Annotated in this window: 22 protein-coding genes and 1 tRNA gene; 5 read left to right on the forward strand and 18 right to left on the reverse strand. The window is 65.0% G+C overall.

What is annotated here, in order from left to right:
- Window positions 1-216 precede the first annotated feature (216 nt).
- From BJQ90_RS03795 to BJQ90_RS03810, 4 genes are all read right to left on the reverse strand, one after another.
- Window positions 217-1776: a P-loop ATPase, Sll1717 family gene (locus BJQ90_RS03795; RefSeq protein ID WP_226758978.1), complete on the reverse strand. Its 1560-nt coding sequence runs from the start codon at window positions 1774-1776 to the stop codon at window positions 217-219.
- Between the two features lie 756 nt (window positions 1777-2532).
- Complete coding sequence (locus tag BJQ90_RS03800) at window positions 2533-3648, reverse strand: C40 family peptidase (protein ID WP_226758979.1); 1116 nt, start codon at window positions 3646-3648, stop codon at window positions 2533-2535.
- Window positions 3648-4373: a hypothetical protein gene (locus BJQ90_RS03805; RefSeq protein ID WP_226758980.1), complete on the reverse strand. Its 726-nt coding sequence runs from the start codon at window positions 4371-4373 to the stop codon at window positions 3648-3650. The genes BJQ90_RS03800 and BJQ90_RS03805 overlap by 1 nt, the downstream gene beginning before the upstream one ends.
- A 52-nt stretch (window positions 4374-4425) precedes the next feature.
- A complete protein-coding gene (locus BJQ90_RS03810; protein WP_319004595.1) occupies window positions 4426-5340 on the reverse strand; it encodes a hypothetical protein in 915 nt (304 codons plus the stop codon).
- A gap of 182 nt (window positions 5341-5522) precedes the next feature.
- On the opposite strand from BJQ90_RS03810, the gene BJQ90_RS03815 reads away from it, so the two are divergent.
- On the forward strand, window positions 5523-5846 hold the full coding sequence (locus tag BJQ90_RS03815) for an ArsR/SmtB family transcription factor (RefSeq protein WP_226758981.1): 324 nt from the start codon (window positions 5523-5525) through the stop codon (window positions 5844-5846).
- Here the strand turns inward: BJQ90_RS03815 and BJQ90_RS03820 are convergent.
- On the reverse strand, window positions 5800-6297 hold the full coding sequence (locus BJQ90_RS03820) for a hypothetical protein (RefSeq protein WP_226758982.1): 498 nt from the start codon (window positions 6295-6297) through the stop codon (window positions 5800-5802). The two genes, BJQ90_RS03815 and BJQ90_RS03820, sit on opposite strands and share 47 nt — an antisense overlap.
- Window positions 6298-6537: 240 nt before the next feature.
- On the opposite strand from BJQ90_RS03820, the gene BJQ90_RS03825 reads away from it, so the two are divergent.
- Both BJQ90_RS03825 and BJQ90_RS03830 read left to right on the forward strand, forming a co-directional pair.
- Window positions 6538-6777: a helix-turn-helix domain-containing protein gene (locus BJQ90_RS03825; RefSeq protein WP_226758983.1), complete on the forward strand. Its 240-nt coding sequence runs from the start codon at window positions 6538-6540 to the stop codon at window positions 6775-6777.
- 77 nt (window positions 6778-6854) lie between these two features.
- Complete coding sequence (locus BJQ90_RS03830; protein ID WP_226758984.1) at window positions 6855-7100, forward strand: hypothetical protein; 246 nt, start codon at window positions 6855-6857, stop codon at window positions 7098-7100.
- Between the two features lie 20 nt (window positions 7101-7120).
- Here BJQ90_RS03830 and BJQ90_RS03835 read toward each other — a convergent pair whose 3' ends face one another.
- Window positions 7121-8251, reverse strand: a complete 1131-nt coding sequence (locus tag BJQ90_RS03835) for a tyrosine-type recombinase/integrase (RefSeq protein ID WP_226758985.1) — start codon at window positions 8249-8251, stop codon at window positions 7121-7123.
- Between the two features lie 87 nt (window positions 8252-8338).
- A tRNA-Leu gene (locus BJQ90_RS03840) sits at window positions 8339-8420 on the reverse strand.
- Window positions 8421-8626: 206 nt separating this feature from the next.
- Between BJQ90_RS03840 and BJQ90_RS03845 the strand changes: the two genes are divergently transcribed.
- On the forward strand, window positions 8627-9232 hold the full coding sequence (locus BJQ90_RS03845) for an ANTAR domain-containing response regulator (protein WP_226758986.1): 606 nt from the start codon (window positions 8627-8629) through the stop codon (window positions 9230-9232).
- Window positions 9233-9320: 88 nt separating this feature from the next.
- Here BJQ90_RS03845 and pyk read toward each other — a convergent pair whose 3' ends face one another.
- The 11 genes from pyk to hisI form a co-directional block, all read right to left on the reverse strand.
- A complete protein-coding gene (gene pyk, locus BJQ90_RS03850) occupies window positions 9321-10820 on the reverse strand; it encodes a pyruvate kinase (protein ID WP_226758987.1) in 1500 nt (499 codons plus the stop codon).
- Between the two features lie 83 nt (window positions 10821-10903).
- On the reverse strand, window positions 10904-12361 hold the full coding sequence (locus BJQ90_RS03855; RefSeq protein WP_226758988.1) for a glutamate synthase subunit beta: 1458 nt from the start codon (window positions 12359-12361) through the stop codon (window positions 10904-10906).
- A complete protein-coding gene (gene gltB, locus BJQ90_RS03860) occupies window positions 12354-16964 on the reverse strand; it encodes a glutamate synthase large subunit (protein WP_226758989.1) in 4611 nt (1536 codons plus the stop codon). The genes BJQ90_RS03855 and gltB overlap by 8 nt, the downstream gene beginning before the upstream one ends.
- Before the next feature lie 263 nt (window positions 16965-17227).
- On the reverse strand, window positions 17228-18505 hold the full coding sequence (lgt, locus tag BJQ90_RS03865; RefSeq protein WP_226758990.1) for a prolipoprotein diacylglyceryl transferase: 1278 nt from the start codon (window positions 18503-18505) through the stop codon (window positions 17228-17230).
- A 5-nt stretch (window positions 18506-18510) separates the two neighbouring features.
- Window positions 18511-19338, reverse strand: coding sequence for a tryptophan synthase subunit alpha (gene trpA, locus BJQ90_RS03870; RefSeq protein ID WP_226758991.1), 828 nt, complete (start codon window positions 19336-19338; stop codon window positions 18511-18513).
- The gene (gene trpB / locus BJQ90_RS03875) at window positions 19335-20684 is read right to left on the reverse strand and encodes a tryptophan synthase subunit beta (protein WP_226758992.1); all 1350 of its coding nucleotides are present in this window, start codon (window positions 20682-20684) and stop codon (window positions 19335-19337) included. Before trpB ends, trpA begins: the two co-directional genes overlap by 4 nt.
- 95 nt (window positions 20685-20779) lie before the next feature.
- Complete coding sequence (trpC, locus tag BJQ90_RS03880; protein WP_226758993.1) at window positions 20780-21598, reverse strand: indole-3-glycerol phosphate synthase TrpC; 819 nt, start codon at window positions 21596-21598, stop codon at window positions 20780-20782.
- Between the two features lie 2 nt (window positions 21599-21600).
- Window positions 21601-21891, reverse strand: coding sequence for an HGxxPAAW family protein (locus BJQ90_RS03885; protein WP_226758994.1), 291 nt, complete (start codon window positions 21889-21891; stop codon window positions 21601-21603).
- 103 nt (window positions 21892-21994) lie between these two features.
- Window positions 21995-22630, reverse strand: a complete 636-nt coding sequence (locus BJQ90_RS03890) for a Trp biosynthesis-associated membrane protein (RefSeq protein WP_226758995.1) — start codon at window positions 22628-22630, stop codon at window positions 21995-21997.
- Entirely contained in the window at window positions 22627-24192 is a 1566-nt protein-coding gene (locus tag BJQ90_RS03895; protein ID WP_226758996.1) for an anthranilate synthase component I, read from the reverse strand. Before BJQ90_RS03895 ends, BJQ90_RS03890 begins: the two co-directional genes overlap by 4 nt.
- Window positions 24193-24296: 104 nt before the next feature.
- Entirely contained in the window at window positions 24297-24779 is a 483-nt protein-coding gene (gene hisI, locus BJQ90_RS03900) for a phosphoribosyl-AMP cyclohydrolase (RefSeq protein WP_226758997.1), read from the reverse strand.
- 154 nt (window positions 24780-24933) lie between these two features.
- Here hisI and BJQ90_RS03905 point away from each other — a divergent pair, with 154 nt between their 5' ends.
- On the forward strand, window positions 24934-25578 hold the full coding sequence (locus tag BJQ90_RS03905) for a TIGR03085 family metal-binding protein (RefSeq protein WP_226758998.1): 645 nt from the start codon (window positions 24934-24936) through the stop codon (window positions 25576-25578).
- Window positions 25579-25601: the final 23 nt, after the last annotated feature.

The following is a 25601-nucleotide window of genomic DNA, read 5'->3' on the forward strand; positions in this document are numbered from 1 at the left end:
GAACTACTATGCTCAAATAGACGCCTCATCAGACGACGAGGCCACCAGCAAGAAGACGGCCTAAAACCCGGCACGGTTCATAGACCCGTCTGTGTGGTGCGAGACCTCAACGTTCAGAGCCGCACAAACGAATCCAGAACGGGGCCATCGCTGGGACCATGGAGAAGTGGGCCCAGCTGGAGTCCGGCCCTTAGGGCCAGACCGCGGCACCGTAGACTATGACGAACTAAGCGTGCAGACCTCTAGAAGACTTCTTGCCGCTTCTCTGGCTACCTTTGAACCGCAGTAAGGGCAGTCCAACTCCGCTTCATTGGCATAGATGATGTTCAAGCAGTTCGCACATTCAACTGCATGAGTCGCCAGAACGTCGCCGATCCTGTCCGAGCTAGATGCGATTACAATTCTCAGGTCCGCGAAGCCATAGAGGTTCAACGGTTTGGCCCCTGGATTCGGACGCGTGCCAAGCGGCTTCACCGCCCCGGTTGGAATCCAGGCGTTCACCTTGTTAGTGACTCCGGTTGTGCTTATTTTGAAAACACCCGCCGCTTCGGTGAGGGTGAAGCTTGAATTTGCGATTCGAGAAAAGTCGCTTTGGAAGCGGCCAAACTTCTCAAGAGTGCTCTCCTTCGAAAACTCAACGATTCCCCTTGCGAGATTGAACGGGGATATCGCTGCAGCCTCGTTCGGCATCCGCGTGTGTTCTTTTACTATCGATCGGGCCATGCGGATCATGTCACGGGGGGATCCGTGACTTAAGTAAACGAGCACCTTGTGAGCATCCACTGGTGATTCTTCGTCCACGAGCTGGTTGAAAGAGGTGATCTTGCCATTTGAGAAAGCCGCGAGTCGCCTGGTGAGCATCTCGGAAAGCTCGTCCACGGTCCAGCCCAGATTAACTACTTCGACGCGGTCACCTCGAAGGCCATTGGTTCGCAGGTAGTCCTCCATCTGGTCCCACAAAAAGAACTTGAATGCGGCGCCCGGGGTTTCCAGAGTGGTCAGATCAGTGACCAGTTCCAGAATCAGCTTGCCCGCCGCTTCCGCGTTGTTAGTCGTGCTCGGCGTTTCATCCACCTTGTCGATCAAGAAGTAGACCGCGTCCCACCCAAGCTTCTTCGCGATCTCGACCAGCTGCGACAAAAAATAGTAGCTACTTGCGGCCTTGGAGTCTTGTGCTTGCTGCTCCAGACTGACCGAGATGTTCACATCGTCCAGCCCCGCCTTTTTCATAAGTAGGGCGACGCCGGCGGCGACGGGACCACCGTACTTTTTCCAAAACTCTCCGGCTTTGTCACCGAGGGTCTTCACAGCATCGACTGCGGCCTTGTACTCCCCAAGCCCGAGTACCCCGACAAACTGTTGCGCAGCAACCTTTACAATCTGGCGGTCATGATCGGTCAGAAAGAAAGCCTCGACGCTGTCGTTTTCCAAGTGGGACAGGATCGCCAGCGCAACGATGCGGCATAGCTCCACCTGGTGGGCAGCGAGATCCCCACCGCGGCCGACGACCGACGCGAAGGAGTCGTAAGTGAGACACAGATACCGGGCGTCCGGCTCTATTGCCTCCCGCTCAATCATCAGCCGTTGCGCAGTCTTACCTCCGCCGCGGGGAGCGAAGATGACATTGGACTTCGGCGTTGCGGGATCACCTAGGACGCTCTGGAAATACGGCGGTGGAACGAAATAGTCCCCCAGGCGTTCCTCCTGCTCGGCATTCGTGTGGGCTAGAGGGTCGCCGGCGAAGCCGGCCTTCTGCAGGTAAGACTCGATTGACAATGATCGACCTTTCGTTCGCGTTGATTCTACTTGTCAGCCTGGCCTCTGTCCTCACCAGGGGCCCGAAATCCGAGCCCCGCTCGACTCACTCGATCCCCACCTGGTCGCGGTCAGCAGGCCCCTAATTCTCGTGCAACTGCCCCTTGATGGTTCGCGCGGAGATCGTATGTTGCAGTGACTCCACTTACATCTGTCACATAACCCATAGGATACGAGGCGACTCGTCGACCCGGCGACCGGTGCGTCGGCAATGCTTTTAGCTTCCGCGGGATGGTGTGGGTTCGTCCGCGGCCGTCGATTCTCGTAACTATGTCTCGAAACCATTTGATGGAATCGGCGTATCCACCGTTGGTTACGAGACACATCGGAGCAGCCAATGACGAATCTGATCTGCTCCGCACGCGTTTCGACGCCACAGAAGTCCAGCGACCGAGATTCGAAGCGCTGGCCGTCCATTGGCACAAACTATTGACCCTTGACAGCGGTGAACCCGTTGCGCAGCTTGTCGGCGACTTCGGAATTTTCCGAACAACGATTGCTGGCATGACTGCCCGCTCCCTCTCGTTTTGCGCCCTGTCAACCTCCTCAGCGACTCGAAGCGCCGGCCACGGCTCCCCAGCGCACCCAATCCTTGGCAAGCGCTGCATGCGCCCGACCGGTCACGGAAATCTCCTTAGAGCCTGTATCGAAACTTTTCCGTTCCTATTCCGCCCGCAGGATATACCTTTGGGTTTCTAAGTTCGGCGTAACGACAGGTCACGGCAGTAGATCAAAATACGCCGTATCCGTATTCCAAGCTATGGGATGCAGCAACGTACCCACCGCAGGATTCAACGCGCTGTACATCATGCCGTCTCCCGAATAAATGCCAACGTGTCCCCAGTCGGCTGGCCCCTGTGCGTTCTGGACCACCAGGTCTCCCGGCTGCGGATTCTCGGTCCGCGTACCGACCCTCCATTGATCCACCCGCGGCAGGTTGATCCCGGCCTGCCTGTAAATCCACTGGACGTAACCGGAACAGTCCCACGCTTTGAAGGCTGTGCCACCCCACACGTAGGCGCCGCCGACTCCTTCCTGCGTGAACCGCAGGATATCTATGCGGATTTCGCTCAAATTTGCGGGCACGACCGTGTGCGTCGAGGAAGGCAGCGTATCGGAGCACCAAGCCGGTGACATCCCGCCGTCGAGCGCCTCAACAATAGCCGTCGCTTCAGCCTCCCACCGCGCATACAACTCCGGAAATGCCGACACCTGAACGGCTTGCGCAGCTTGGCCTTTGTTCATGGATTGCCAACCTCGGACATCCAACAACCCCGGCGGGCTGCCACGGTTGGGGCCGGAAGGTCCGCCGTAAAAGGCTCGCACGTTGTACGTCGGATCCATCAGCTGCTCGACTGTCCCCCAGCCCGCCGCGGGACGTTGCTGGGCCGTACCGAGGGAGTCGTGGTCGCTGCCGAGGCCCTCATGCGGGTACTGGAGCGAGGCTGGTACGTTCACGTTGGCGAGGACTCTGAGGCTGGATTCCTGCAGAGCCATCATGATTGCGATGATCTGGCCGTTACGGGGGACACCCAATTGCTGGCCAATGGAAACGTAGTCCCCGGCTACGGCCATTTGCCTGTCGGTCACACTGACCGGAGCCCGGCTGTTTGGGCGGATGCTCAGGGCGCCGGATTCGCTGGCGCCGGGACCAGCAGCGCCGCCATCTTGCGAGCAGACGGACGGGGTGTCGGCTGCGCTCGCGCCGAGCACCGCCACGGTTGCGCTAAACGCAATGGAACCCATCAGGATCAAGATTGAGGCCACTCCCAGCGAAACCCGCAGAAGGGCCCGGCGCTTGACCAGCCCAGCAAACACGATGGCGGCCGGCATCAATAGACGATTCTGCTCTGTGCGGCGTAAAAGCCGACCATGACGCAATGATCCGTCGGGGCCGTAAGAGCCGGCGGACAGTTCACCATGACGCTGACAGGTGCCGTGTAAATGTTGCGAGCAAAAATTGATTGATCCAGAACACTGACGGAGACTGTGCACACATGCAGTCCCTCCCATGGCGCCGGCCGCTCCCGAACCTTGGCCAGCTCGCTGTCGCAGTGCAGGGATTCGACCGCGGCCGAACGGTGCGCCTGCTGGTCAGCCAGAGTCGCGTAGCTTCCCGCGTTGACCCCAGTGGCTTCGAACTCCTGCACCAGGACGGCTAAGGGATTGGAACCGTCCGGCAGCACGTCCCACCAGTCGCGGAGCCGTGAGTAGACCTCCGAGTAGGAAGACGTTCGCGTGTCCCAGGTGTAGATCGCCGTCGCCGCCGCGGCGGCGAGCTGGCGGAAGTCAGCAGTGCGGGGTGCACCCTCGGCATCGGCAATTACAACGTCAGGAGCCACCGTCGAAGGTTGTGCCGGCGTCCCGGGGGAAGCGTTCGCCGGGCTCTGAGGGATGTCCACCGTCGGCGGCGGTGCAACCGGAGCCTCTGCGGGTGTGGGCGTCGACAACGTGAGAGCGATGAGCGCCGCGACCACACTCAAGAGCGCGATCGCTGCGATCCACCATCGATGCTGGCTGCTTGAACCAGGCAGAGCGTTCTTTCGCATTACGGACATTCGGGCCTCCTTCTCGCCTGTTCATGGCGAGCGGACGTACCCACAACATGACTCAGTACGCAGTCCGCGTCCCGGCCTGGAGAATCCTCCATGCCGTTCGATACAGCCGGCGCGCGAAGCCGATCTGGACAGCCAGATAGCGCTCGGTGACGCCCAACTGGGCCGCCAACGATTCCAGAGCCCTCTTGCGTTCGGGTCCTCGTAGCCCGGGGCGAACGATACTTTCAGCTGTTCCGCGGAGTACCGGTGTGGGCAGGCACTCTGCTGCGCGCTGGCATACGTCTCCGATATTGCTAATGGCCGCCTGCTCAACCTCCAGGGCATTTCGAATGGTTTTCGCCGTCTGGCGCACCACGGTCACCGCATGCCAGCGCCGGCGGTCCTGTGGCGACGGCGGACCGTAGTGTCGCGGCCCGGTGAGACTGTCCACGGCAAGAACCCAAGCTCCTGCCGGCACGCTGGCCTGGGTCAGCTCAAGGATCATTCGTGCCCATTGTTGGTCAATAATCTGCTCGGCACTTTGACCTCCACCCCGGTCCAGGCCCAGCACCGCCAGAATAACGAACGGCGTATGCCCGTCGGCATTCCCTGGTTCCACGATCAGCGGGAGCGTCTGATGGCTCAGCTCCCGACGGACGTGCGCGGCGCACACGTTCGCGCACACCCCTTGAACCCAAGCACCAAAGGGAATACCGGGGAGCTGGCGGTAATGCCCCCGGGTCACGCCATCCCACACCGCGACCCGGATGTCCTGCATAACGTCGTCCACGTCGCAGGCCCGGCCGATCCGCGATAGATGCGAAACCACGTACCGCTGTACACCGTCGACGGCGATCATGATTTGATCTACCGGAACGACAACCGCGGCGGGCTCCGGCGCACCGCGCAGGGAGATGTCGATACTTCCTACATTTGGATGATCTTGTGGGGCCTGATTCAACCTGGCTTCGACTCGCATGGTCTTCACCGCTTCGACTAAACGATTCCAATAAGTCCGGCACCGGCACGACCGGCGCCCTAAGAGTGGCAGCGAAAGCCAAGGCCGACCACTACGACAGCAAAGCTATACAAACTATTTTCAAAGATAATTAAAGTATCGTCAAGACTGCGGGTCTTACTTTTCCGGGATCGTTCGGTGAGAATGGTTCCATGCCCAGGATCACGCAGCCCCACGACGAAGCCTGGTCGAACGACGTCGAGGCCGCTGTCGCGACATTTGGCAACAGATCACGGAACGAGATCCTCCGCTACCTTTCCGCGCACGGTCCGGCGACCCGCGGGGACATCGTGGCAGCAGTAAGCGCCGGTGAGCCGAGCGTAGCCAAGCACCTGCTTGCACTTGAGGAGACCGGCGCCATCGCGGTGGACCTTGAGCCGGGCCGACGGCATGGCCGCTCTCCGCGCTATTCAGCCAACCCTGCGCGGATCAAGGAGTTGCTGGCGGCTCACCTTCAGTATCTTCTGGAGGATTAGCTGCTGCCTCTTCCGCTCCAGGATGGCGATCAATGTCCTTGTTGAGGTATTCAGAGATGGCCATCAGCGTCTCCGGAGAAATATCACCCAGCGTCCGCGCCGCGAAAGTCTTCACCCTGGCCGCACGAAGCGACTTCACAAACTCGAGCTGCGAATCGATCCGCTGGGGCAAGTCGGCGCTGTCGCCGATTAGGTAGGAGGGGTCAACGTTGAAGATGTTGCACAGCTCGGTCAATAGCGCCGGATCGCTGACCAGACGACCGGTCCCCTCTTTCATATAGAACCAGCGCGCGCGGGACAACTTGATGCCCCTAGCCTCGAGTTCGGCCTGGACCTCGCGGAACGTTACGGGCTTCCCACGTTCGGCAACCACGACGTCGAGCAACAGATTCAGACGACGGGCCAGCTGGGCCTGGGGAGACAACATGTCACCGCCACCTGCCTCGTCCATCCGCGCTGCCCACCCCTCGATCTGACACCGGGTCGGCAGACCGATCAGGCGCTACGACCCCCTTTCGCCCAGTATTACCTGAGTCGTCCGGCGCGGCAATCAACCGCGTCAACCAGTTGGGGATTGATTTGCTCACTCTGGCCTATCCAACATGACATCAACCGGAGTAACCTACTGCTGTAGACCCGTCTACAGTCCTTCACCATTCCTTGGGTTGTGGTCCCCATGTCGAGCATTTTGATGAACCGAACACGAAGCCGAATCATCCGATTCCTGCTCAAGAACGGGCCCTCAACCTGTGGCCAGATCGGCAGCGAACTCGGCGCCTCATCCTCAGCCATCCGCAGGCAACTCGGCCTTCTCACCGATGCCGGGCTGGTGAAGCGCTCATCGACTCAGTTCAGTGCCTCCGCCGAGCAGGTGCAGCTCAATACTGCGGCCCTCGAAGCGAGTTTCCAAGTCTCCGTCATGCCGCCGTGATTCCCGGCTCACATGAACGGGGACAGGACTCGCGCAAGACGTCCTCGCTACATAACGACGAAGAGATCGGACAGGGCATGAAACTTGAATTCTTCGAACCAGCCGAGGCTGCCATCGTCCTCAAGTGTTCAGAGGCCTGGCTTAGGGACGGTGCTGCCAAGGGTGAGTTCCCGCACGCCGTCTGGGGCAAGGGGAAGATTGTCTTCACGTCTGTCCACCTCAGGGAGATTGCGGAGCTACGTGAAGTCCGAACCAGTGGCGCTACGGCGCCGGCCGTCCGCCTGATCGGGACGCGAGCACAGGCTCGCCAGAAATACTCTTAGGTGGACCATCCGCCCAGGCGCTATCCGCGCCACACAACCGCGGAACGCTCGACGGCGTCGGCGGCATCCTGGAGCGCCTGCGGCATCAAGTGGCCATACACCTGCTCAGTGGTCCGCGTAGATGCGTGCCCGAGTCGCCTGGAGATCGTGAACAGCGAGACGCCATCCTGGATCAGCCAGGACGCATGGGTATGGCGCAGATCGTGGATCCGTGGTGACTTCTTCAGTCCACGCGCTTGGGCCGCTTTCACGGCGGGAGTCCAGTAGGGGTGCCAATACAACTTGTGGACAATGCGTTCGCCTTTGGGAGTGGTGAACAGGAGTTCCGAGCCAGGGCGGCTGGCGACCAGTGGAATCAACACATCCACCAAATGAGGATTGAGCGAAACAGTCCTCTTGCCGGCACCGGTCTTGGTCGCTCCGACGTAATACTCGGAATCAGTACCGCGTTTCCATGCCTTGTTGATCCGCATCGTCGCCGGCTTCGACATCAGGTCCACGTCCGCAACAGTGACCGCAGTCGCTTCGCCAAAACGGGTACCGGTCATGACCAGGAATTCAGTGAACGCCTTGTACCGCTCCCCCATGCATTCCAGGATCAGCCCGAACTCAGCGTGCGTCAGGAACCTGACCTCATCCTCTGCCTTTTCGCCAGAGGGCAACTGGACGCCCCGGCACGGATTATCCTTCCGGTAGCCAAGACGGACCGCCGTCTCCATCGCCGAGAAAATCAAGCCATGGTTGTTCTTAATGGTTTTCGCCGACCGTCCCTTGGTCTGCATCGTCTTCATCCAGTATGTCAAATGCCGGTAGTCGAGCTTGTCCACCGGGACATGGCCAATCACGTCCGCGATATGCAGCTTCAACATGGTCTGATACGTGTGGACGGTACCAACGGAAGGCCGGACCAGAAGGTCGATGTGCTCTTGGATCACGGCCGCGACGGTGGGCGCTTTGGTCTGGTTCGCGAGCATCGCATGCTGGGCGATCTCAAACGATTGGTTGTTGGCGTCAAGGAGGCGCTTCAGGGTGATCGCTTCGGATTCCGTCGGCAGCGTGATGCCTTGTTCCTGGCGGTTGGCCGGGTCCCGCCAGCAGACCATAAAGGACGTCGAACCGTCCTTTTTAGTGCGCTTTCGAATGCTGGCCATAGGAAAAATGCTACGCCGCTGTCCACACTTTTAGTACTTTTGTCCACACTCAGCACCTTAAGAAGCCACTGACCTGCGGAAACACTGTGCCCGAGGTGGGACTCGAACCCACACACCTTTCGATACCGCATTTTGAGTGCGGCGCGTCTGCCAATTCCGCCACTCGGGCGCGGAGAACACCGGTGTCATAATCGCCCAGCCACAGTGCTGTGAGCAACGCGATCGCTTCCAGTGCGCGAAATTACTCTACATGCAGATAGGCTGAATTCCAGAATCGCGCCAGTGACGCCGCATCGAACCCAACCCGGTCCCAGTACACCAGCGGTGACAACCTAAGATGGTCTAGTTCCCGCCGTACCTTTCCAAGGAGTTCCCGTGTCAGAACAGACGGAGTCAAACCCCACGTCCAAGCCGGCGCGCCGCGTGGTCGTGGCCGAGGATGAGACCCTCATCCGGCTCGACATCATCGAGATCCTGCGGGGCGAAGGTTACGACGTCGTCGGCGAGGCTGACAACGGCGAGAAGGCCGTGCAGCTCGCCGAAGAACTGAAGCCGGACCTCGTCCTGATGGACGTCAAGATGCCCATCATGGACGGCATCACCGCCGCCGAGAAGATCGTCAAGGCCCGGATCGCCCCCGTGGTCCTGCTGACCGCGTTCAGCCAGAAGGAACTCGTCGAACGAGCCCGCGATGCCGGCGCAATGGCCTACGTGGTCAAGCCCTTCACCCCGGCGGACCTGATTCCCGCCCTGGAGATCGCCCTCTCCCGGCATGAGGAAATCAAGGCCCTCGAAAGCGAAGTGACCGACCTGCAGGAGCAGTTCGCCACCCGCAAGCTCGTGGAGCGCGCCAAGAGCCTGCTGACCACCAAGATGGGCCTGACCGAGCCGGAGGCGTTCCGCTGGATCCAGAAGACCTCCATGGACCGCCGCCTGAGCATGCGTGAGGTTGCAGAGACCATCATCAACCAGGTCAACTAACCAGACCCGGTACCACAGCAACACAGACCAAAAGGGAGGGTCCCCGCCAGCTGGCGGGGACCCTCCCTTTTTGGTTCAAGCTGCGGAACTAGACTTTGCCGTTCCGCTTCTTCTTTTCCGGCCAGGGGCCGAGCTTGTCCTTGGTGACCTCGACTTCGCCGTGGCTGCCGGCGTCGGCCAGGTCGCCCACGCGGTGGACCTTCAGCATGTTCGTGGACCCTGCTTTTCCGGGAGGCGAACCGGCGGCGATGACCACCATGTCGCCGTCCTCGACGAGGTTCATGTTCAGCAGGCTGCGGTCAACCTGTGCAGTCATCTCGTCGGTGTGGCCAACCATCGGGACCAGGACCGGCTGGATGCCCCAGGTCAGTGCGAGCTGGTTCCAGACGTGCTCCACCGGGGTGAAGGCGAAAACCGGCCGGGTCGGACGCAGCCGCGACAGGCGCCGTGCGGAGTCGCCGGACTGGGTGAAGGCACAGATGTACTTGGCATCCAGCTGGTCGGCGATTTCGACGGCGGCACGGGTGATGGCGCCGCCGCGGGTCTTGGGCTTGGTGCCCAGCGGGGGGACGCGCTCCAGGCCGTGGACCTCGGTGGATTCGATGATCCGGGCCATGGTCTTGACGGTTTCGATCGGGAACTTGCCCACGCTGGTCTCGCCGGAGAGCATAACCGCATCGGCGCCGTCGAGCACGGCGTTGGCGCAGTCTGAGGCCTCGGCGCGGGTCGGACGCGGGTTGTCGATCATGGACTCGAGCACCTGGGTTGCCACAATGACCGGCTTGGCCCAGCGGCGTGCCAGTTCGACGGCGCGCTTCTGCACGATCGGCACTTCCTCGAGGGGAAGTTCCACACCGAGGTCGCCACGGGCCACCATGATGGCGTCGAACGCGTCGATGATCTCGGGCAGCTGCTCGACGGCCTGCGGCTTCTCGATCTTGGCGATCACCGGCACGCGGCGGCCTTCTTCGTCCATGATCTCGTGGACGCGCTTGATGTCCGAGGCGTCGCGGACGAAGGACAGTGCCACCATGTCCACGCCGCGGCGCATGGCCCAGCGCAGATCGTCCTCGTCCTTTTCGCTCAGCGCGGGAACGTTGACGGCAACGCCGGGCAGGTTGATGCCCTTGTTGTTCGAGACCCACCCTCCGACGATCACCTGGGCGACCACCTTGGTGTCGTCGACGTCGATCGCGCGGAGTGCGACCTTGCCGTCATCGATCAGCAGTGCATCGCCGGGATTGACGTCCTCGGTGAGGCTTTTGAGCGTCGTGGAGCAGATGTCCTTGGTGCCCGGAACATCCTCGGTGGTGATGGTGAACGTGTCGCCAACGGCCAACAGGTGCGGCCCGTCCACGAACCGGCCGAGGCGGATCTTCGGGCCCTGGAGGTCCGCCATGATGGCAACGGCCTTGTGGAGCTGTCCGGCTGCCTTGCGAACATTCTCGTACGTGGTGTCGTGCACGGCGTAGTCGCCGTGGCTCATGTTCATGCGGGCCACGTCGACGCCGGCTTCCAGCACGGCGAGAGTGTTCTCAAAACTCGCGATTGCCGGTCCGAACGTGGCCACTATTTTAGCGCGTCTCATATACCTACCCTAGTAGTCGATTGCATGGATGAAGTTGTCGGCGGAATGTGACCGTAGCCGGCCGCCAGTGGAGCAACTGCGGCCTACAGGACGGCCATGGCCCGGTCGGTCGGGGCCACGGGAGCCGGAAGGATGGTGCTGCCCATCAGGAACTTGTCCACCGCGGCGGCGCAGGCGCGCCCCTCCGCGATGGCCCAGACGATGAGCGACTGGCCGCGGCCGGCATCTCCGGCGACGAAGATGCCTTCCGTGTTGGTCATGTAGTAGCCGTCGCGGGCCACGTTGCCGCGGCCGTCGAACTCGGCGCTGACCTGCTCGGTGATCCCTGCCGGCTCCGGACCGGTGAAGCCCAGCGAGAGGAAGAGCAGGTCGGCCGGGATGATCCGCTCGGTGCCGGCCTTGGGGAGGCGCTTGCCGTCGACAAATTCGGTCTCGGCGACCTTCACGCCGGTGAGTTTGCCGTTTTCGCCGACGAACTCCACGGTGGAGGCGAGGTAGGTGCGTTCACCGCCTTCCTCGTGGGCGCTGGCGACTTCGAACAGGGTGGGGAACGTCGGCCACGGCTGGTGGCTGGCGCGCTCCGCCGGCGGCTGCTTGCCGATCGCCAGGGTGGTGACGGACGCGGCCTGGTGCCGGTGCGCGGTGCCGAGGCAGTCCGCGCCGGTGTCGCCGCCGCCGAGGATGATCACATGCTTTCCGGCGGCGTTGATCTGGTTCTCCACCGTCTCCCCCGCCACCACACGGTTGGCCGGGACCAGGTAATCCATCGCGAAGTGCACGCCCTCGAGCTCGCGGCCCGGGATCGGCAGGTCACGCGGGACGGTGGCGCCCGTGGCGATAACGACAGCGTCGTACCGGCGGCGCAGCTGCTCCCAGGTCACGTCGGTGCCGACGGCGACGCCGGTCCGGAAGCGGGTACCTTCGGCCTTCATCTGCTCCAGACGGCGGTCGACGTGCTCTTTTTCCATCTTGAAATCGGGGATGCCGTACCGCAGCAGGCCGCCGATTTTGTCGTCGCGCTCGTAGACGGCGACGGTGTGGCCCACCCGGGTCAGCTGCTGCGCGACGGCGAGCCCGGCGGGGCCCGAGCCGACGACGGCGACCGTCTTGCCGCTGAGCCGCGCCGGCGGCAGCGGGTTGACCCAGCCGTTCTCGAAGGCCTGGTCCACGATGGAGACCTCAACCTGCTTGATGGTCACGGCGGGCTGGTTGATGCCCAGCACGCAGGACGCCTCGCAGGGGGCCGGGCAGAGCCGCCCGGTGAATTCGGGGAAGTTGTTGGTGGCGTGCAGCCGCTCCATCGCTTCCTCGCCCTTGTCCCGCCAGATCAGGTCATTCCATTCCGGAATGAGGTTCCCCAGCGGGCAGCCCTGGTGGCAGAACGGCACGCCGCAGTCCATGCAGCGGCCGGCCTGGGCCTTCAGGACGCCCTTCTCCTGCGCCTCGTAGACTTCCTTCCAGTCCATGATGCGGACCGGAACGGGACGGCGGGGCTGGGTTTCGCGCTGACGTACTTTCAGAAATCCGCGTGGATCAGCCACCGGTCACCTCCAGGATTCGAGACCAAACTTCTTCGCCGTCGGGGTCAAGGCCCTCTTCGATGGCGTCGAGACGGGTTTGCAGTACGGCCGCGTAGTCGCGCGGCAGCACCTTGGTTATGCGGGCTGCGGTGTCGTCGAAGTTCTCCAGCAGCCGGGCCGCGAGCAGCGACTCGGTCTCCTCGAAGTGCTTCTGGAGCAGTCCGTGGACAATCTCGCGGTCCTCGGCGTCGAGCTCGCGCAGCTGCAGCTCGCCGGACTCCAGGGCCTGCTTGTTCACGCGTTCGGTCTGCAGGTCCAGCACGTAGGCCGTGCCGCCGGACATGCCGGCACCGAAATTGCGGCCGGTGCGGCCGATGATCAGCGTCTGACCGCCGGTCATGTACTCGCAGCCGTGGTCGCCGATTCCTTCGACCACCGCGGTGGCGCCGGAGTTGCGGACCATAAAGCGTTCGCCGACCTGGCCGCGGAGGTACATCTCGCCGCTCGTGGCGCCGTAGCCGATCACGTTTCCGGCGATCACGTTGCGTTCGGCCGGGAACACGTTGGTGCGGTCCGGCCGGACGATGATGCGCCCGCCGGAAAGCCCCTTGCCGACGTAGTCGTTCGAGTCACCAAACATCCGCAGCGTGATGCCGGCAGGCAGGAACGCACCGAGCGACTGGCCGGCGGTGCCGGTCAGCGTGATGTCGATCGTGTCGGTGGCCAGCACGTCCGTGCTGAAGGTCTTGGTGACCACGTGCCCCAGCATCGTGCCGACGGAGCGGTCCGTGTTGATCACGTCGACGGCGATCTTGACCGGGGTGCGGTCACTCAGGGCCTCCGCGGCCATCACGATGAGGCGCTGGTCGAAGTGCTTGTCCAGCTCGTGGTTCTGGCCGGTGAGGTTGCGCAGGGGGGCGTCGTCGTCGAATTCGAGCCCGTGCAGGATCGGGTCCAGGTCCAGCCCTTCGGCTTTCCAGTGGTTGATCGCCTCACGGGTGTCGAGCATCTCCGCGTGGCCGATCGCTTCCCGGATGCTCCGGAAGCCCAGCTCGGCCAGTATCTCGCGGACTTCCTCGGCGAGGAATTCGAAGAAGTTGACCACGAATTCCGGCTTGCCGGTGAAGCGGGAGCGCAGCTCCGGGTTCTGCGTTGCGACGCCCACCGGGCAGGTGTCCAGGTGGCAGACGCGCATCATGATGCAGCCGGAAACCACCAGCGGCGCGGTGGCGAAACCGAATTCCTCGCCGCCGAGCAGCGCGGCGATCACGACGTCGCGGCCGGTCTTGAGCTGGCCGTCCACCTGCACCACCACGCGGTCGCGCAGGCCGTTGAGCATCAGCGTCTGCTGGGTTTCGGCGAGGCCGAGTTCCCACGGCACACCGGCATGCTTGAGCGAGTTCAGCGGCGAGGCGCCGGTCCCGCCGTCGTGCCCGGAAACCAGGACGACGTCGGCCTTGGCCTTCGTGACGCCCGCGGCGACCGTGCCGATCCCGACCTCGGAGACTAGCTTGACGTGCACCCGGGCCGACGGGTTGGCCCGCTTCGCGTCGTAGATCAGCTGGGCGAGGTCCTCGATCGAGTAGATGTCGTGGTGCGGGGGCGGGGAGATGAGCCCGACGCCGGGCGTCGAATGCCGTGTCCGGGCCACCCAGGGGTAGACCTTCTGCGCCATCAGCTGGCCGCCTTCGCCGGGCTTGGCGCCCTGGGCCATCTTGATCTGGATGTCGTCGGCGTTGGTCAGGTAGAGGCTGGTCACGCCGAAGCGGCCGGAGGCGATCTGCTTGACCGCGGAGCGGCGCGCCGGGTCGAGCAGCCGGTCGACGTCCTCGCCGCCTTCACCGGTGTTGGACTTGCCGCCCAGCCGGTTCATGGCGATCGCGAGGGTTTCGTGGGCCTCCTGGGAGATGGAGCCGTAGCTCATCGCGCCGGTGGAGAACCGCTTGACGATGCTGGAGACGGACTCCACTTCCTCCAGCGGGACCGGGGGGCGAAGCCCGGCCTTGAACTTCAGGAGCCCGCGCAGGGTCATCAGGTTCTCGGACTGGTCGTCCACGCCGCGGGTGTAGGCCTTGAAGATGTCGTAGCGGCGCTCACGCGTGGCGTGCTGCAGCCGGAATACGGTCTCCGGGTTGAACAGGTGGGGCTCACCGTCGCGGCGCCACTGGTACTCGCCGCCGCCGAGCAACGCCTGGTGGGGCTGCTCGATGCCGTTCTCGGGGTACGCCATCCGGTGGCGTGCCGCGACCTCGGCCGCGATGACGTCGAGGCCGACGCCGCCGAGCTGGGAGTGCGTGCCGGAGAAGTACTCGTCCACGAGGTCCTGGCCCAGGCCGAGGGCTTCGAAGGTCTGGGCCCCGGTGTAGGAGGCCACGGTGGAGATGCCCATCTTGGACATGATCTTCAGGACGCCCTTGCCGAGGCCCTTGATCAGGTTGTGGACGCCGTCCTGTGAGGTGACCCCGACGACGTCGCCGGTGGAGATCAGCTGCTCCACCGATTCCATCGCCAGGTACGGGTTCACAGCGGAGGCACCATAGCCGATCAGCACGGCCACGTGGTGCGTCTCGCGGACGTCTCCGGCCTCGACCACGAGGGCGGTCTTGGTGCGGTTGGCGCTGCGCAGCAGGTGGTGGTGCACGGCGCTGACCAGCAGCAGGGACGGGATCGGTGCCCACTGGGCGTTCGAGTCACGGTCCGAGAGCACGACGTACTGCACACCGCGGTTGATGGCGCCGGAGACCTGCTCGCAGATTTCGGTCAGCCGGGCGCGCAGCGCATTTTCGCCGCCTTCGGGGCGGTAAAGGCCGCGGACCTTCATGGCGACCTTGTCGCCGTCGGCGTTCTCGATGTTCGCGATCTTGGCGAGCTGGTCGTTGTTGATCACCGGGAACGGCAGCGCAACCTGCGGCTGGCGGACCTGCTTGGTGTCCAGCAGGTTGCCGTTGGGGCCGATCGCGCACGTCAGCGAGGTGACGAGTTCTTCGCGGATGGCGTCCAGCGGGGGGTTGGTGACCTGCGCGAAGGACTGCACGAAGTAGTCGAACAGCAGCCGGGGCCGCTTGGACAGCACGGCCACGGGGGTGTCCGAACCCATGGCTCCGAGCGGCTCGGCGCCGGTGCGGGACATCGGGCCGAGCAGGATCTTCAGTTCCTCGGTGGTGTAGCCGAAGGTGCGCTGCCGGATGTTGACCGAGGCGGCGGTGTGCACCACGTGCTCGCGCTCGGGCAGGTCCTTCAGGTCGATCAGGTTTTCCTTGACCCAGTCGGCCCACGGGTTGGCGGCGGCCACTTCGGCTTTGACCTCGGCGTCGCTGATGATCCGGCCGGCGTCGGTGTCCACGAGGAACATCTTGCCGGGTGAGACGCGGCCCTTCTTGACCACCTTGGAAGGTTCGACGTCGATCACGCCAACTTCGGAGGCGAAGATGATCAGGCCGTCCTCGGTGATCCAGAACCGGCCGGGGCGCAGCCCGTTGCGGTCCAGGGTGGCGCCGACGAGGTTGCCGTCGGTGAAGGACACCGCGGCGGGACCGTCCCACGGTTCCATCAGCATGGAGTGGTACTCGTAGAAGGCGCGGCGGGCCGGATCCATCGTGGCATGGTTTTCCCAGGCCTCGGGGATCATCATCATGATCGAGTGCGTGATCGGCCGGCCGGAGAGCCAGAGCAGTTCCGCAACCTCGTCGAAGGAGGCCGAGTCGGAAGCGCCCGGGGTGCAGATCGGGTACAGCTCCTCGGGGGAATCGCCCAGCAGCGGGTTGGCCAGCTGCGACTGGCGGGCACGCATCCAGTTGCGGTTTCCCTTGACCGTGTTGATTTCGCCGTTGTGGGCGATGGTCCGGAACGGCTGGGCCAGCGGCCAGGACGGGAAGGTGTTGGTGGAGAAGCGTGAGTGGACGATCGCAAGCTTGGTCTTGAAGCGCTTGTCCGAGAGGTCCGGGTAGAACGGCTCGAGCTGGGCCGTCGTGAGCATGCCCTTGTAGACGATGGTCCGGCAGGACAGCGACGGGAAGTACACGCCGAATTTGTTCTGCGCCCGCTTCCGGATGCGCCAGGCCCGCGAGTCGAGTTCGTTGCGCTCCAGCACTTCCCCGGTGCTGGAGGCAAAGAACGGCTGGGAGAAATAAGGCATGCAGGCCCGGGCCATCGCCCCGACGAGGTCGGCCACGATCGGCACTTCGCGCCAGCCGAGGACCGTCAGTCCCTCGTCGGCGGCGAGGCCTTCGATGCCGGCCTTCGCGGCGTCGGATTCGCGCTTCTCGGCCGGGAGGAACGCCGTGCCCACCGCGAACTGTCCGGGTGCCGGAAGTTCGAAGTCGGTCACTGCGCGGAAGAATTCGTCCGGGACCTGCATCAGCAGTCCGGCGCCGTCGCCGGTGCCTTCGTCGGCGCCCACGGCACCGCGGTGCTCGAGGTTGCGCAGGGCGGTCAGGGCGGCGTCAACGATGTCGTAACCCGGCTCCCCCCGCAGCGTGGCGATGATGGCGAGTCCGCAGGCGTCCTTCTCCTGCTCGGGGTTGTAGAGCCCGGCCGCTTCGGGAAGCGCCGCGAAGCGCTTGAAAGGTGACATGGCGGCCTGCTGAGGCTCGGACCAACTGGGGCTGTGCAGGGTTTGGGTCATGGGAGACGTCCTTCCTCCTGATCGTGCGTATGGGAGGGACAACATTGGCCCGCATCGGTGCGCCGGTGTGATGGGCACAACAAAGTTTTTTCTTATTCGAATTGTAGGTCAGCGCCGCGTCCTGCACTAACAGTTACGCAACCGCCGGCCCGGAATTGCGCGAACAACAACTCTCTGCTGTCCGGCGCTTTCCTTGCTGCCACGCCGTTGTGGAAACGGGCTCTGCGAGGGGTGACTCCGCGGCCCGGTTTGCCGGGGCTGAGCTACTTGGTGCCCTCAGCTTCCGGCGCGGTTCCTGTGGCCTGGTGGCCGGATGCTCCGGCCCCCGGCGCTCCCGTGGCGGGATTGGTGCCGCCCGTGGAATCCTTTGACGCTTCAGCTGGGGCGGAAGCGTGGCCTGGACCGCTCTGGTTATCAGGGAGATTACCACGCAAACCACTATTTGAGACAGTAGAATCCGAATGGTGGACATCCCCGCTGTGGGCAGGAACAGCGGCCGGAACGGTGGCCGGCTCTTTGATTGCCGCGCCGTTTCTGGCGTCGCCGCCGACAGTTGCTGGGTCGTCATCCAGGCCGCTAGCTGCGTCATGGTCGACGGCGGCTGCTGGCTCGGCGTCGGCGGCGGCCGCCGTACCGGACGGTTCGCGCCCCGGCAGGTACACCGTGTCGGGCTCCGTGCGCTTGCGCAGGCCCAGGATGATGAACGCGGCCAGCGCGCCCAGCAGGACGAAGATGCTGGTCCACACGTTCAGCCGGGTGGTGATGCCAAAGAGGTTGATCTGCTCGGCGTCGTCGATCCGCATCGCTTCGATCCAGACCCGGCCCAGCGTGTAGTAGACAGCGTAGAGGCAGAACAGCCGGCCCCGGCGGAAGCGGAACTTGCGGTCCAGCAGCAGCAGGATGCCGACGCCGGCGAGGTTCCAGAGGGATTCGTAGAGGAACGTCGGGTGGAAGAGGGTGTCCGCGGCCATGCCGGGCGGGAAGTTCGGGTTGTCGGCGTCGATCTGCAGCCCCCACGGGAGCGTGGTGGGGCCGCCGAAGAGTTCCTGGTTGAAGTAGTTGCCCCAGCGGCCGATTGCCTGGGCCAGCAGCAGTCCGGGCGCGGCGGCGTCGAGGAATGCGCTCAGCTTGACCCCCGCCCTGCGGCAGCCGATCCACGCGCCCAGGGAGCCCAGCAGCACGGCACCCCAGATCCCCAGTCCGCCGCGCTGGAGTTGCGGGATCAGGGACAGGTCCCCGGTGCCGTCAAATCCGGGGCCGAAGTACGCATCCGGTGAGGACACCACGTGGTAGAGCCGGCCGCCGATGATGCCGAAGGGGATGGCCCAGATGGCGATGTCCCAGACGCTGCCCTCCGGGGCGCCGCGCTTGGCCCAGCGCACCGAGGCGAGCCACAGGCCGGCAACGATGCCGAGCAGGATGCACAGGGCGTAGGCGTGGATGCGCAGCGTCCCCCACGGCAGCGGGATGTCGAAGCCGGACCAGTCCGGGCTCGGAATGCTCGCGGGGATCATCGCTGCCGCGTGGAGGACTGACTGCATGTGCTTTAAGCTTCTTCCCTGGTGAGGCCGGTGCTGAGGTCTTTCGTCAAGGACGCTACCGCATCCACGCCGCCGTCGCCGATGGCCACGACGAGCGCGGTGCCAACGATCACGCCATCCGCGTAGGCTGCGATCTCGCGGACCTGGTCGGCGTTGGACACGCCCAGCCCGACGCAGACGCGTTCGGCGCCGGCAGCGTGCGCGGCGGCCACAACGTCCCTGGCCGCGGAACTGACCGAGGTGCGCGCGCCGGTGACGCCCATGATCGAGACAGCGTAGACAAAGCCCCGGCTCGCATCAACGGTGCGCTTCATGCGCTCCGGCGACGACGACGGCGCCACCAGGAACACCCGGTCCAGACCGTACTTGTCCGAGGCCGCCATCCATTCGGCGGCTTCGTCGGGGATCAGGTCGGGGGTGATGAGCCCGGCTCCCCCGGCTTCGGCCAGCTGGCGGGAGAATTCCTCCACGCCCATCCGGACCACGGGGTTCCAGTAGGTCATGACCAGCACGGCGGCGTCGGTTTTGCTGGTGATGCCGCGGACGACGTCGAAGACCTGCGTGACGTGGAAGCCCTTGTTGAGGGCCTCGGAGGTTGCCGCCTGGATGACCAGGCCATCCATGACCGGGTCGGAGTACGGGATCCCGATTTCGATCAGGTCGGCGCCGTTTTCCGCGAGGGCGATGCCGGCCGCGATGGTGTCCTCGACGCTGGGGTAGCCGGCGGGCAGGTAGCCGATGAGGGCGGCGCGGCCCTGGGCTTTGGCGCGGTCAATGGCGGCAGCGGACTTGCTGGCGGTCCGGGCGGTGCCCTGTTCCTGGACGGTGCTCACAGCTGCTCCCCCTCTTTGGCGATCTCGTGCTCGGCTGAATCCTTGTCCAGCAGGTCGAACCATTCGGCGGCGGTGGCCACGTCCTTGTCGCCGCGGCCGGAGAGGTTCACGATCACGATCTTCTCTGATGCTTTGACGGTTGCCTTGCCGGCCGCTTCGTCGGCGGCGCATTCGGCGGCGATCCGCTGGCCGACTTTCATCGCACCGGCCAGGGCGTGCGCGGACTCGATGGCCGGGATGATGCCCTCCGTGCGGCAGAGCAGCCGGAACGCGTCCATCGCCTCGCTGTCGGTGATGGGCTCGTAGCTGACACGCCCGATGTCCGCGAGGTAGGAGTGCTCCGGGCCGACGCCGGGGTAGTCCAGGCCCGCCGAAATGGAATGCGATTCGATGGTCTGGCCGTCGTCGTCCTGCATCAGGTAGGAGCGGGCGCCATGGAGCACGCCGGGCTTGCCGAGGGTGATGGTGGCGGCGTGGCGGCCGGTTTCGACGCCCTCGCCGCCGGCCTCGAAGCCGTAGATCTTGACCGAGGGATCATCCAGGAAGCCGTGGAAAATGCCGATGGCGTTCGAGCCGCCGCCGATGCAGGCGCAGACGGCGTCGGGCAGGCGGCCAGTCTGCTCGAGGATCTGGGCCCGGGCTTCCTCGCCGATCACCTCGTGGAAGTAGCGGACCATGGCCGGGAACGGGTGCGCCCCGGCTGCGGTGCCCAGCAGGTAGTGGGTGTTGTCCACGTTGGCGACCCAGTCGCGGAGCGCCTCGTTGATGGCGTCCTTGAGGGTCTGGGAACCGTTGGTCACCGGGATGACGGTGGCTCCGAGGAGCTCCATCCGGGCCACGTTCAGGGACTGCCGGCGGCAGTCCTCGGCGCCCATGTACACGACGCATTCCAGGCCCATCAGGGCTGCGGCAGTGGCGCTGGCGACGCCGTGCTGTCCGGCGCCGGTCTCGGCGATGACACGGGTCTTGCCCATGCGCTTGGCCAGGAGCGCCTGGCCCAGCACGTTGTTGATCTTGTGGGAACCGGTGTGGTTGAGGTCCTCGCGCTTGAGGAAGATCCGGACTCCCCCGGCGTGTTCGGCGAAGCGCTTGGCCTCGGTGAGCAGCGAGGGCCGGCCCGAGTAGTTCTTGTTCAGCTCCGCGATCTGCGCGGTGAACTCCGGATCGGCCTTGGCCTTTTCGAAGGTGTCCTCAAGCTCATCCAGGGCTGCGATGAGCGACTCGGGCATCCATCGGCCGCCGTAGGAGCCGAAGTACGGGCCCGGGGCGTGCCGCAGGGATTCTCCACCCTGCAGGAACGCGTCCACGGCGCTTTCGTCTGAGCCGGCTGCTGGCGCATCGACCATCAGTCTCACCATCCTGTTCCACTGCTAATTAGATCTGGGGTCCGCACGGCTGCGCTGGCGCCGTCCGGCCAGGCAATGCCTGGCCGGAGCGCCGTTCAGGAACGTGCGGCGATTTCTTCGGCTCCGGCGGCCATAAACTCCGCGATCCGCTCCCGCGGGGTCGCGTCACTGACCAGGGCTTCGCCCACGAGCACCGCGTTGGCGCCGTTCGCGGCGTAATGCCGGACATCGTTGACGCCGCGCACGCCCGATTCCGCGATGACGAGCGCGCCGGCGGGGATGCCTCCGGCGAGTTCGGCGAAGACGGAACGGTCGACGTCGAGCGTCTTGAGGTTGCGCACGTTGACGCCGATGATCCGCGCGTCGGCGGCGACCGCCCGCTCAATTTCCCCGGCGGTGTGCGTCTCGACGAGCACGTTCATGCCGAGTTCGCGGCTGAGGGCGCTGAACTCGCGCAGCTGCGCGTCGGACAGGGACGCCACGATCAGCAGGATCAGGTCGGCCCCGTGTGCCCGGGCCTCCCAGATCTGGTACTCGTCGATCATAAAGTCCTTGCGCAGCAGCGGGATGTCCACGGCTGCCCGGACGGCGTCGAAATCGGCGAGCGAGCCGTTGAAACGGCGCTCTTCGGTCAGGACGCTGATCGCGGCGGCGCCGCCGCCGGCGTACTGCACGGCGAGCGAGGCGGGGTCCGCAATGCTGGCGAGATCGCCCTTGGAGGGGCTGCGGCGCTTGATTTCAGCAATGACCTTCAGCTGGTCGCGCGTCGCCGAGGCACCGCCCAGGGCGGTCCACGCGTCGCGCACCGGTGCGGCCGCGGCGGCGCGCTCCTTCAGCTCGGCGAGCGTGGTGATCCGCTGACGGGCCTCCATATCCTCCCTGACACCGGCGTTGATGTCATCGAGAACGCTCACCCTTAGTGGCCGGAGTTCTTCAGCTTGCTGCCGCCCACACCGTAACCGGCCTTGCGCATGGCGAAGCCGACGACCAGGCCGACGGCCATGACGACGCCGCCCGCGATGAAGATCGTGGTGTTGGCGATGACAAAGGCGATGGACATGATGAGGGCGCCGACGAGCATGACAAAAACGGTGGTCCAGGCTGCCGGGCTGTTGCCGTGGCCGGTCGGTTCTTGGTGATCGATATCGTCGTAGGAGTAGCCGGTTCCGGCAGCGGGCTTGGGGGCGGAAACAGGGGCTTTGCTCATGGGAATCTCCTCAGGGTGAATACTGCTTACATTCTGCCATTTTTTGGCAGTGTTGTTCGCCGCGTTACTGGGGCGCGTTACTGGGCGTGCGCGCGGCACTGGCTCACGTGGGATCGTCACCTCGTGACAAACGGTCCCAGCTGTCGATGTCGTCCGGCGGTCCGGCCGGCGCCGCGGACCCGCCGGCGGCCGTACCCGTGGCTGCGGTGTCGTATTTCGTGCGCGACTTCCAGAAGCGGCCCGCCGGGATGATCAGCAGCGCGCTGAGCCCCAGCAGGGCTCCGGCCACGACGGCGAGGGCCGGGAACACTGTGACGTCCACCGATACGTCGCTGCCGCTGATCCCGGTGGCGGCGGCGATGGAGCCCTGCGCGGCGGCCAGCGGGTCCGCAATCACGATCGCGGCGGCGCTGACGATGCCAGCGGCGGCCAGCAGGATGAGCGCCGTGATGATCCAGCGGGCGATCCGGCCGGCGATCGACGCCGCCAGTCCGCCGGCGAGGGCCACCAGCGCAAGGGCCGTCACCGTCGTCGCGGCTTTGCTGCCCTGCACGTGCAGGCCGTCCTGGCTGCTGACGGCCTGGCCGAGCTGGGCAGGGTCCAGGTGGACGGTGAGCCACGTCTGCGTCGTGGTGCCGAAGACGGCCAACGCCAGGGCGACGATGGCCAGCACCAGGGTGGACTTCCGGGCCCAGCGCGGGACGACCGGGCTGCTGCTTTTGACCGTAGTGCCGCTCATGACTGCGTCCCGGCGTCGGAAATGGACTCGGCAGTGATATTGCGCAGCGACCGGGCCGTGTGGACGGCCCGCATCGGGGCGGCGGCCTTGTTGACGGTTTCGAGGGCCTCGGTGGCGTTCACCGAGTCGGCCACGATACCGCCGCCGGCCTGCACGTAGGCGCGTCCTTCCCGCAGCAGCGCCGAGCGGATGGCGATGGCCATGTCCATGTCGCCGGCGAAGTCGAGATAACCGACCACTCCGCCGTAGATTCCGCGGCGGTGCGGTTCCAGCTCATCGAGCAGGCGCAGCGCGCGGGGCTTGGGGGCGCCGGACAGGGTCCCGGCCGGGAACGTCGCCTTCAGCACGTCGTAAGCCTTCGCGGTGGGCGCGAGTTTGCCGACGACGGTGGAGACCAGGTGCATGATGTGGCTGAAGCGTTCGACTTCCATGAACTGGGTGACGTCGACCGAGCCGGCCACGCAGACCTTGGAGAGGTCGTTGCGGGACAAGTCCACCAGCATCAGGTGTTCGGCGCGTTCCTTCTCGTCCGCGAGGAGCTCCTCGGCCAGGGCCTTGTCCGCCTCCACGGTCTTGCCGCGCGGCCGGGAGCCGGCGATCGGGTGGGTGATGACTTCCTCGCCCGTCACGGTCACCAGCGCCTCCGGGGAGGATCCGACGATCGAATATTGCCGGCCGTCGGCGTCCTCGAGGCTGAAGATGTACATGTACGGGCTGGGGTTGGTGTTCCGGAGTACCCGGTAGACGTCCAGCGGGTCAGCGCCGCATTCCATTTCGAAGCGGCGCGAGATGACCACCTGGAAGACTTCGCCGTCGACGATCGCTTCCTTGCTGCGGTCCAGGGCGGCGAGGTAGTCCGACTCATTCCAGCGTTCCTGCACGCTGGAGGCGAAGTCCAGGGCAGCCGGGTCGAGCACGGAGACCGGCTGCTTCACGGGAGTGCTGACCTGGGCCAGCAGCGCCTTGACCCGGGCGACGGCGTCGTGCCAGGCCTCGTCGACCCGGTCGGAGCTGTTGTCGAAGTTGATCGCGTTGGCGATCAGCAGCACGGTGCCGTCCATGTTGTCGTGCACTGCCATGTCCGTGACGAGGTTGAGCGCCATCTCGGGCAACTGCAGGTCATCCTCCGGCGGGCTGGTCAGTTTTTCCCAGTGCCGCACGGTTTCCCAGCCGAGGAAGCCCACCAGGCCGGAGGTGAAGGGCGGCAGGCCGTCGAAGCGGTCGGTGCGGAGGGCCTCGATGGTGTCGCGGATCGCGTCCACCGGGCTGCCGCCCAGGGGCACCCCGACGGGCGGTTCGCCCAGCCAGTAGGCCTGGCCGTCCTTGGTGGTCAGGGTAGCCCGGGACCGCGCGCCGATGAAGGAGTAGCGGGACCAGGAGCCTCCGACGGCGGCGGATTCCATCAGGAACGTGCCGGGCTGGCCCTGGGCAAGTTTGCGGTACAGCCCGATCGGCGTTTCGGCGTCAGCCAGTACCTTCAGCCGGACGGGGATAACACGGCTGTGGCCTGCGAGTTCACGGAACTCCTCCAGGCCCGGGCTGATGATTCCAAGGTCCTGCATGGCTGTGGTTCCGCCTGTTCTTTCAGTGGTCCTGAAGGTTGAGTGTGCGGGGCCGGGCCCCGCCGTGGCTGCTTGCTGCGGCTGGGCCGCAGTCAACCGCCGGGTCAGTCGGCGTGGCCGGTGACGACGTCGAGTCCGCGGCCGTCGAAGCAGGTCCGGGTCCCGGTGTGGCAGGCCGCGCCGACCTGGTCCACGCGGACCAGCAGCGCGTCGCCGTCGCAGTCCAGTGCGAGCGACTTGACCCACTGCACGTGGCCGGAGGTGTCGCCTTTGCGCCAGTATTCCTGGCGGGAGCGCGAGTAGAACGTCACCCGCCCGCTGGTCATGGTGCGGCGCAGGGCCTCATCATCCATCCAGCCGAGCATCAGCACCTCGTTGGTGTCGAACTGCTGCACGATCGCGGCGACCAGGCCGGCGCTGTCCCGCTTCAGGGATGCAGCAAGGCCGGCGGGGAGGGTGTCCGCGGGCGCGGCCGACCCGGGACGGGTGTTTTCAGGGACAGGACTTCCGCTGACGGATCGTCCGCTGTCGGTGATTCCGGTGACAGTTCTTCCACTGACGGGGGCGGGGGCGGGCTGCTCAGACATCAGATCCAGTCTAGTGCCTCCGGGCACGGCGCCGCCCAGCCGCCCGGCGCCCCCTTAACATCGGCGTCACGCGGATGTGAGCCGGCTCCCAGTGGCCAAAACGACGGCGGTTCACGTGCCCACGCGGGGCACTCTCGTGCTAGTTTCACAAGTGATGCATTTCGTCGATCCGTCCCGAGAAGTTCTGGCCGAAACCTTACTGGCGGCCGGTCCTGACTCCCCCACGCTCTGTAAGGGCTGGCTGACCAGGGACCTTGCTGCCCACCTGTACCTGCGAGAGCGCAAAGCCGCCGTCGGCCTGGGACTGCTGATCAAGCGCCTCGCCAAGGCGTCGGACCAGGCCACAGCCGCGCTGGCCGCCAAGCTCAGGACGCCGGAGGACTACAACAAGCTGGTCAACTCCTTCCGCGCCGGGCCGTCCGCGTTTTCCCCGATGAAGATCAAGGCCCTGGACGAAAGCGCCAACCTGATCGAATACTTCGTCCACACCGAGGACATCCGCCGGGCCGTGGACCGCTGGGCGCCCCGCGCCCTCGACGAGGCGTACTCCGACGCCCTCTGGGATGAACTGGTGAAGCGGGCGGCGATTCTCTACCGCGGCGTGGATCTCGGGATCGTGCTGGTGCGTCCCTCCGGCCCCCGGCACGTCGCCAAGCGCGCCCCGGTCTCCGTCGCGATCGTCGGCGAGCCGGGCGAGCTCCTCATGCACGCCCATGGCCGCACCCGCCACGCCCTCGTGACCTTCGAAGGCCAGCCGGACGCCGTCGCGCTCCTGCAGTCCGCCGAAGTCGGGCTCTAACCCCTACCCCGCACCCCGCACCC

Source organism: Arthrobacter sp. SO3, assembly GCF_020532825.1.
In the GTDB taxonomy this organism is placed as follows: Bacteria; Actinomycetota; Actinomycetes; order Actinomycetales; family Micrococcaceae; genus Arthrobacter.

What these genes read in the sequence shown, in the direction of transcription:
- BJQ90_RS03800 (WP_226758979.1), bottom strand. Translation starts at nt 3,648, where the DNA reads ATGCCGGCCGCCATCGTGTTTGCTGGGCTGGTCAAGCGCCGGGCCCTT.
- BJQ90_RS03805 (WP_226758980.1), bottom strand. Translation starts at nt 4,373, where the DNA reads ATGTCCGTAATGCGAAAGAACGCTCTGCCTGGTTCAAGCAGCCAGCAT.
- BJQ90_RS03815 (WP_226758981.1), top strand. Translation starts at nt 5,523, where the DNA reads ATGCCCAGGATCACGCAGCCCCACGACGAAGCCTGGTCGAACGACGTC.
- BJQ90_RS03820 (WP_226758982.1), bottom strand. Translation starts at nt 6,297, where the DNA reads ATGGACGAGGCAGGTGGCGGTGACATGTTGTCTCCCCAGGCCCAGCTG.
- BJQ90_RS03825 (WP_226758983.1), top strand. Translation starts at nt 6,538, where the DNA reads ATGAACCGAACACGAAGCCGAATCATCCGATTCCTGCTCAAGAACGGG.
- BJQ90_RS03830 (WP_226758984.1), top strand. Translation starts at nt 6,855, where the DNA reads ATGAAACTTGAATTCTTCGAACCAGCCGAGGCTGCCATCGTCCTCAAG.
- BJQ90_RS03835 (WP_226758985.1), bottom strand. Translation starts at nt 8,251, where the DNA reads ATGGCCAGCATTCGAAAGCGCACTAAAAAGGACGGTTCGACGTCCTTT.
- pyk (WP_226758987.1), bottom strand. Translation starts at nt 10,820, where the DNA reads ATGAGACGCGCTAAAATAGTGGCCACGTTCGGACCGGCAATCGCGAGT.
- gltB (WP_226758989.1), bottom strand. Translation starts at nt 16,964, where the DNA reads ATGACCCAAACCCTGCACAGCCCCAGTTGGTCCGAGCCTCAGCAGGCC.
- lgt (WP_226758990.1), bottom strand. Translation starts at nt 18,505, where the DNA reads ATGCAGTCAGTCCTCCACGCGGCAGCGATGATCCCCGCGAGCATTCCG.
- trpB (WP_226758992.1), bottom strand. Translation starts at nt 20,684, where the DNA reads ATGGTCGATGCGCCAGCAGCCGGCTCAGACGAAAGCGCCGTGGACGCG.
- BJQ90_RS03885 (WP_226758994.1), bottom strand. Translation starts at nt 21,891, where the DNA reads ATGAGCAAAGCCCCTGTTTCCGCCCCCAAGCCCGCTGCCGGAACCGGC.
- BJQ90_RS03890 (WP_226758995.1), bottom strand. Translation starts at nt 22,630, where the DNA reads ATGAGCGGCACTACGGTCAAAAGCAGCAGCCCGGTCGTCCCGCGCTGG.
- BJQ90_RS03895 (WP_226758996.1), bottom strand. Translation starts at nt 24,192, where the DNA reads ATGCAGGACCTTGGAATCATCAGCCCGGGCCTGGAGGAGTTCCGTGAA.
- hisI (WP_226758997.1), bottom strand. Translation starts at nt 24,779, where the DNA reads ATGTCTGAGCAGCCCGCCCCCGCCCCCGTCAGTGGAAGAACTGTCACC.
- BJQ90_RS03905 (WP_226758998.1), top strand. Translation starts at nt 24,934, where the DNA reads ATGCATTTCGTCGATCCGTCCCGAGAAGTTCTGGCCGAAACCTTACTG.